The sequence below is a fragment of the Kocuria sp. UBA5001 genome (assembly GCF_002398425.1).
Classification (GTDB): domain Bacteria; phylum Actinomycetota; class Actinomycetes; order Actinomycetales; family Micrococcaceae; genus Kocuria; species Kocuria salsicia.
The window spans coordinates 1-5740 of sequence record NZ_DGYR01000020.1 but is presented as its reverse complement, the minus strand read 5'-3'; the positions used below and the strand labels follow the sequence as shown (position 1 = coordinate 5740).

Annotated in this window: 7 protein-coding genes; 4 read left to right on the top strand and 3 right to left on the bottom strand. The window is 68.0% G+C overall.

All coding sequences use genetic code 11. The features are described 5' to 3' along the window. Nucleotides 1–25: 25 nt before the first annotated feature. On the bottom strand, nucleotides 26–2062 hold the full coding sequence (locus B3G12_RS11240) for a DUF6541 family protein (RefSeq protein ID WP_144942145.1): 2037 nt from the start codon (nucleotides 2060–2062) through the stop codon (nucleotides 26–28). A 127-nt stretch (nucleotides 2063–2189) separates the two neighbouring features. Between B3G12_RS11240 and B3G12_RS11235 the strand changes: the two genes are divergently transcribed. The 4 genes from B3G12_RS11235 (at nucleotide 2190) to B3G12_RS11220 (ending at nucleotide 4736) form a co-directional block, all read left to right on the top strand. Then, the gene (locus tag B3G12_RS11235; RefSeq protein ID WP_126874448.1) at nucleotides 2190–2864 is read left to right on the top strand and encodes a glycosyltransferase family 2 protein; all 675 of its coding nucleotides are present in this window, start codon (nucleotides 2190–2192) and stop codon (nucleotides 2862–2864) included. Nucleotides 2865–2876: 12 nt separating this feature from the next. Then, nucleotides 2877–3392: a DUF2304 domain-containing protein gene (locus B3G12_RS11230; RefSeq protein WP_055085486.1), complete on the top strand. Its 516-nt coding sequence runs from the start codon at nucleotides 2877–2879 to the stop codon at nucleotides 3390–3392. A 306-nt stretch (nucleotides 3393–3698) separates the two neighbouring features. Continuing rightward, complete coding sequence (locus B3G12_RS11225; RefSeq protein ID WP_290500406.1) at nucleotides 3699–3986, top strand: hypothetical protein; 288 nt, start codon at nucleotides 3699–3701, stop codon at nucleotides 3984–3986. 66 nt (nucleotides 3987–4052) lie between these two features. Beyond that, nucleotides 4053–4736, top strand: a complete 684-nt coding sequence (locus tag B3G12_RS11220) for a hypothetical protein (protein ID WP_290500404.1) — start codon at nucleotides 4053–4055, stop codon at nucleotides 4734–4736. Between the two features lie 84 nt (nucleotides 4737–4820). Here the strand turns inward: B3G12_RS11220 and B3G12_RS11215 are convergent, their stop codons facing one another. Together B3G12_RS11215 and B3G12_RS11210 are read right to left on the bottom strand one after the other, a co-directional pair. Beyond that, the gene (locus B3G12_RS11215; RefSeq protein ID WP_290500402.1) at nucleotides 4821–5330 is read right to left on the bottom strand and encodes a hypothetical protein; all 510 of its coding nucleotides are present in this window, start codon (nucleotides 5328–5330) and stop codon (nucleotides 4821–4823) included. A gap of 82 nt (nucleotides 5331–5412) precedes the next feature. After that, nucleotides 5413–5625 carry a hypothetical protein gene (locus B3G12_RS11210; RefSeq protein WP_290500401.1) on the bottom strand — a complete coding sequence of 71 codons (213 nt, stop codon included), beginning with the start codon at nucleotides 5623–5625 and terminating at the stop codon, nucleotides 5413–5415. Between the last annotated feature and the right edge of the window lie 115 nt (nucleotides 5626–5740).

Genomic DNA, 5740 nt, shown 5'->3' with positions numbered 1-5740 from the left:
GGCGCCGTCGTCATCCGGTCCAGGGTCAGTCGCCGCAGCCGGTGATCTTGTAGAGCTTGGCCTCGGGGCCGGTCTGGGCCACGAGCTCGAAGCCCCTGTCAGGGGTGAGCTGGTCGTAGCCGCGCGTGTCGAAGTAGGCGAAGGGGTTCACCTGCCGGGTTCCGAAGTCCAGGACGTACTGCACGTTGTGCTTGTGCAGCGCGGGGCAGACCTCCGGGTCCGTGGTCAGTTCGTCGAGGTGGTGCGCGATCACGGAGGCCTCCCGGTCCGCGACGAGGCCGTTGTGGGGGAACAGCACCTTGACGTCGGAGACGGCGTAGGCCTGGGAGGTGCCCGTGAGGGGGTTGCCGAAGACCACGGCGTCCTGCGGCACGTACTCGGGAAGCTGCTCCAGCAGCTGCTCCTCGGCGGGGTCGAGCAGCGCGTACGGGTGGGCGCCGCCGCCGGCGTAGAGCGACTTGCCGTAGTTAACGACGTCCGTCATGGGCTCCGTCTGCACGGCCTGCCACCCCAGGACCACGGCCAGGAGGCCGCCCACCACGGCCGCGGTGCGGGTGCGCATCAGGGGACGCGTACGCTCGGCGGCCCGGCGGACGGCGGGAGAGGTCCCGGAGCGCTGGGAGAGCTTCAGGACGAAGGTGCGCACGTGCGTGACTACCCAGTGCAGCACAGCGAGCGCGCCAGCCACGGAGAGGGGAACGGCCATGACGGGGATGAGCGCGAGCAGTCGATTGGAGTCGTTGTACCAGACCCCGGTCCAGTCGTAGCGCAGCGGGAAGTTCCGGGAGGAGGCCACCAGGACGTAGAGCCACATCAGCAGGACCCACGCACCCACCAGCCAGCGAGAGGTGTGGCGCAGCAGGGCCGCGGCGCCGAGGAGCACCAGGACCATGAGCACCCAGGGGGCGTGCGGCGCGCCGGGGTAGACGGTGGCGAGCGCTTCACCCACGGCCTGGGGCTGGGTCGCGTGCGGCTTCCACGAGGAGGAGTCCCAGGAGGCCCGGGCGGAGAACCAGATCTGCTGCAGCACCAGGAGCATGGCCACGAGGGCGACGGCGCCGAGCAGCTTGCGCCACCACGCCCGGGGGGAGCGCAACTCCCGCCACCACAGGGTGAGCAGCATGATCCACAGGATCGCAAGCCCCAGCACCACGGTGGAGGGGTGGGCCAGTCCCATGGCCCCCGTGACCGCCAGGACGGTGATCCACAGGGCGAGCTTGGACCGGAGGTAGGGGCCCCGGGAGAGACCGAGCGCGTCCGTGAGCAGACCCAGCCATAGGGGCAGGAACGCGATGGACATGGCGTTCGGGAACAGGTTGCCGTAGAAGCTCAGCAGGTAGGGGAAGGCGGGGAAGCTGGAGGCCATGAGCCCGGTGGCCACGGCCACGGCAGGGCGGGAGCCCAGCACCCGCGTGGTGAAGTACAGGCAGCCCAGCACCCACACGACCCCGCACACCAGCATGGTCATCGCGTTGGCGGCCAGGGCCACGGGTAGGTGGCCCACCGCGGTCACGAAGGCCACGGAGTTGTGCCAGGCCGCGGGGTAGAACGAGGGGTCCGTGACGCCGAGCCCGCCGATCGTCAGCGAGGACGCGGTGCCGGTGTCCTCGATGTAGCGCACGGCGTTGTAGTGGAAGTTCGCGTCGTAGGTCTGGGAGAGCGCGTCGGGGACCTGGAGGATCAGGTACAGCCTCTGCACCACGATCCCGACGCCGAGAACCGCCCCGCACCAGATGCCCACCGTGGGGGCGGTGATCCGCTCCCGCCACGGGACGGTGCCCGCCCACGGAGCCGCGGCGACGCGGCGTCTTGCGGGGATCATGACAAGCCACAGCAGCACCGCCACTCCTGCGAACGCCGCCGTGACGGTGAGGGGGTTCCACGGCACGCCGAGCATCCCGTAGACCACCGCGGAGGCGCTGAACCCCGCCACGGACAGGGGGACCACGCTCGCCCACCGCGCCAGGCCGCGCAGCCCCAGGGCCACGCTCAGCAGCGCGCCGGGCAGGACCATGAGGACGGCCACCAGGGTGTAGGGGGGAAGTGCTTCAAGCCAGCTCAAGGGATCCAGGGCTCCAGACGGGGAAGGCGGGAGGGTCTGTGGGAAGTTTAGTGGACCGCCCGGCGCCCACCCCCGCGACCTGCGGGCCCCGCCTGCGCGCCGGAGGTCCCCAGCCGACTGTGGAACAATGAGGGGTGTGAGTCGAGCCTGGATAGTGATGCCCGTGTACAACGAGGCCCAAGTGGTGGGAGAGGTCCTGGAGAACCTCCGCAAGACCTTCCCGCACGTGGTCTGCGTGGACGACGGCTCCCGGGACGACTCCGCGCAGATCTGTCGGGACGCAGGGGCCGTGGTGGTCCAGCACCCCATCAACCTGGGGCAGGGTGCGGCGTTGCAGACGGGTTTCGAGTACGCGCTGCAGGATCCGGAGATGGACTGCGTGGTGACGTTCGACTCGGACGGCCAGCACCGCGTGATCGATGCGTACGACATGGTTCAGCGCATCCGCAGCGGCGAGGCCGAGGTGGTCCTGGGGTCGCGGTTCCTTGACGACCGCACACAGGTGTCCTCCTTGAAGCGACTCGTGCTGCGCACGGCGGCGTTCGTGTCCAAGTTCACGAGCGGCATGGACCTCTCGGACGCGCACAACGGCCTGCGGGCCATCAACCGGGACACGCTCGGCAAGCTGCACCTGAAGCAGAACCGCATGGCGCACGCCTCCGAGATCGTGAACCGGTTCGCGGAGATCCAGCCCAATTGGGTGGAGCACCCCGTGGAGATCATCTACACGGACTACTCGCGCGGCAAGGGCCAGTCCCTGCTCAACGGCGTGAACATCCTGGCCGAACTGTTCGTGAAGTAACGGGGCACTGCAATGACCATCGTGGTTCAGATCGTTCTCATCCTGGGCGTGGCCTACGGCGCGCTCACCCTGGTGCGCGGCGGCGCCAACGCCAAGCACCAGGCCATCCGCCGTCTGGGAGCGGTCGCCTTCTTCCTCTTCGCCGCCGTCTCGATCCTCGTGCCGGACCTGGTCACGCAGGTGGCCCGCCTGCTGGGGATCGGCCGTGGCACGGACCTCGTGCTCTACGCGCTCGTGGTGCTGTTCATGGTCTCCCAGTACAGCGCCGCCCAGCGCCGCCGCGTCGAGGAGGTCAACATCACGCGACTCGCCCGGCACATCGCCATTGCCGAGGCCGAGAAGCCGTGGGAGCCCGACGGCGCCCACACCGAGCGCGCCTCCGTGCTCACCTTCGCAGCGGCCTCCCCGCTGCAGCGTCCCGCCGAGGCACCCCACGTGGGGCCCGCGGGCCCGGACGTGTCCGTCGAGCGTCCCGCCACCGCTGCCCCCGGCGACGACGCCGCTCGCGGGGGTTCCACGGCCGTCTGACCTTCCGCACGTGCTCCACTGTGGTTCGGAGCACCGCGCATCACCCTGCCTTCGGCAGTCCCCGTCTTGTGGCCGGAGGGGCAAGGTGTTCCCGTCCCCTCCGACCAAAGCGTGATGGGTGTCACTTTGCATGAGGATGCATTCTGCGTCCGAGCATGACGCGTCGTGCTGCGGGCATCGGCGCAGGTCATGACGGGTTATCCACAGATCGGGCCCCGGGCCGTGTTCGCGGCCGGAAATTTCCCCTAGCGTTCCCTCCAGAGTTGACCAGCCAGTAACGGGTTCGGGGGAACCCCAGGGGGAGCCATGGCCACCGTTGCCGAGGACGCGATCGGACTGATCGAGGCGGACGTCCGCGAACAGATCCGGCGTACCGGGCTGGACCCGTTGCACGAGGTCGAACCCACGCGCCGGATCGTGGCCGCGGTCGTGGCCGAGTACGACGTCCGCTCCGCGCAGGCCGGGCTGCCCCGGATCCAGGACCTGGAGGCCGCGCGCAAGACCGTGCTGGACCTCGTCGCGGGCTACGGGCCGCTGCAGCCGTACCTGGACGATCCCGAGGTCGAGGAGATCTGGCTCAACGGTCCTGCGTAAAACGCGTTTAGGTTTCTTGGTGTCAGGAGGTTACAACGACCTCACCGGACCAAGAAGGGCACCACCATGAACACCACCGCACCCAAAATGCCCACCCCCTCCGAGATCAAAGCCTGGCCCAAGTTCAAAACCTGGACCCTCGGCACCACCCCCGGGCCCACCAGCCACCTGCACCAAACCAAGACCGGCGACTACATGTGGATTTACGGGGGGATGCTCTATGACTCCACAAGTCACACCATCTCGGCCTACTCCATGAAGGACGCCACGGACCGCGAGCGAACTGCCGTGAGCCGTGCCCTCGAGGCCCGCCACCGCCAATGGTTCCAGGGTGACGAAGAAACCACCCGCGACAAGATCCTCAGCGACGAGAACTGGCAGCCCGTGAACGGCCGGGCAGGGGTCTACGTGGTCGCCCTCGCCCGTGCGTGCCCCTTCGGCGGACCAGACACGGGAATGGAACCCGGCGCCGCCAGTGAGATCGGCGAAGACGACGGCCACTTCGGGACGATGCTGGACACCGACGTGGACGGCCTGGACGGCGAGCGCAAGGAATCCGAGTTCATCCTTACCCGGGTGTGGTCCCCGGAACACGGGGTGCAGCTCGCGGTGAGGATCGAGGACCGGAAAGTGGACGGCCCCGGGCACCCGGTGAACAACCTGGTGGCGTTCCACAAGCGCCTCGGGGAAGAGATCGAACGCCTGCTGCAGGATCACCCGGAGCAGGCCGGGTACTGGTCCGGTGAGTAGCCAAGTAACAGGGGACACCAGGGGATAAGAGAGCGGCCCTCAGCGTCATGCTGGGGGCCGCTTCTTCATGGGGCGAGGGTGGTTCTACAGGCCAGACTTAACGCCGGCGTACTTCCCGTCCGGCAGACGGCCGGTAGCGATCATCACGCCGTCCGCGGTGTACATGGCCACGAGGTCAATGTTCTTCGCCTGCGGGGTGCCAGTCAGAGACTGGATCCTTGATTGCATGACACTGGGGGCGTAGTTCTCCGTCGCCGTAGCGCCTTGATTAGTGCGGAGTCGGATGATGTAGTCGTCTCCCTCCATCCCCTCTGACTCGACAATGGAGACGCCCTGCGATTCGTCCTCGGCAGCGTCTGTCTCTGCGGGTGCCGCGGGAGCTTCTACTGCGCCTGTGGGTGCGGTTTCGGGGGTCTCAGCTTCGGCGGGTGGTGCGGTCTCCATAGCCTGCGCTTCGGTGGTCTCGGCTGCTTCCGGGGTGGGCGTAGACGACTCGGCAGACGGGGTAGCAGTCAGGGTGACGGTCGCGGTGGGCGCCGGGTCCTGCTGCGCGCCGCACCCGGTCAGGCCGAGGGCTGCGGCGGAGATGATCAAGGGGATGGCGTAACGGCGCATGGGGGTGCTCCTAGGTTCGGTTCAGTCGAGTTTTTGGCATGGTGTCTGGGACCGCGGGGGCTTACCCGCCGTACCCCTGGTCCAGCTTCCGCTTGGAGTAAAAGTGCTCGACACCGTGCCGATCCACGATGACTACACCCGTGGCCGGGTTGTTGTCGGTCCAATCCGGGTCCGCGAGAGTGTGCGCGTACCGCCACCCGTCCTGACTGTCGGAGTCCTCAAGCCCGGTCTCCACGGTGATCTCGCCGGGCGCCGTGGCTGTCATGGACTTCATGCCACACACCCAGGAGAGCGACGTCTCCGCACACGCGTTCTCCCACGAACTGGCGTGGACGTTCGTGGCGAGCGTCTTCTGATACCCCGCCAGCCATGAACCGTCCCAGGTTTGG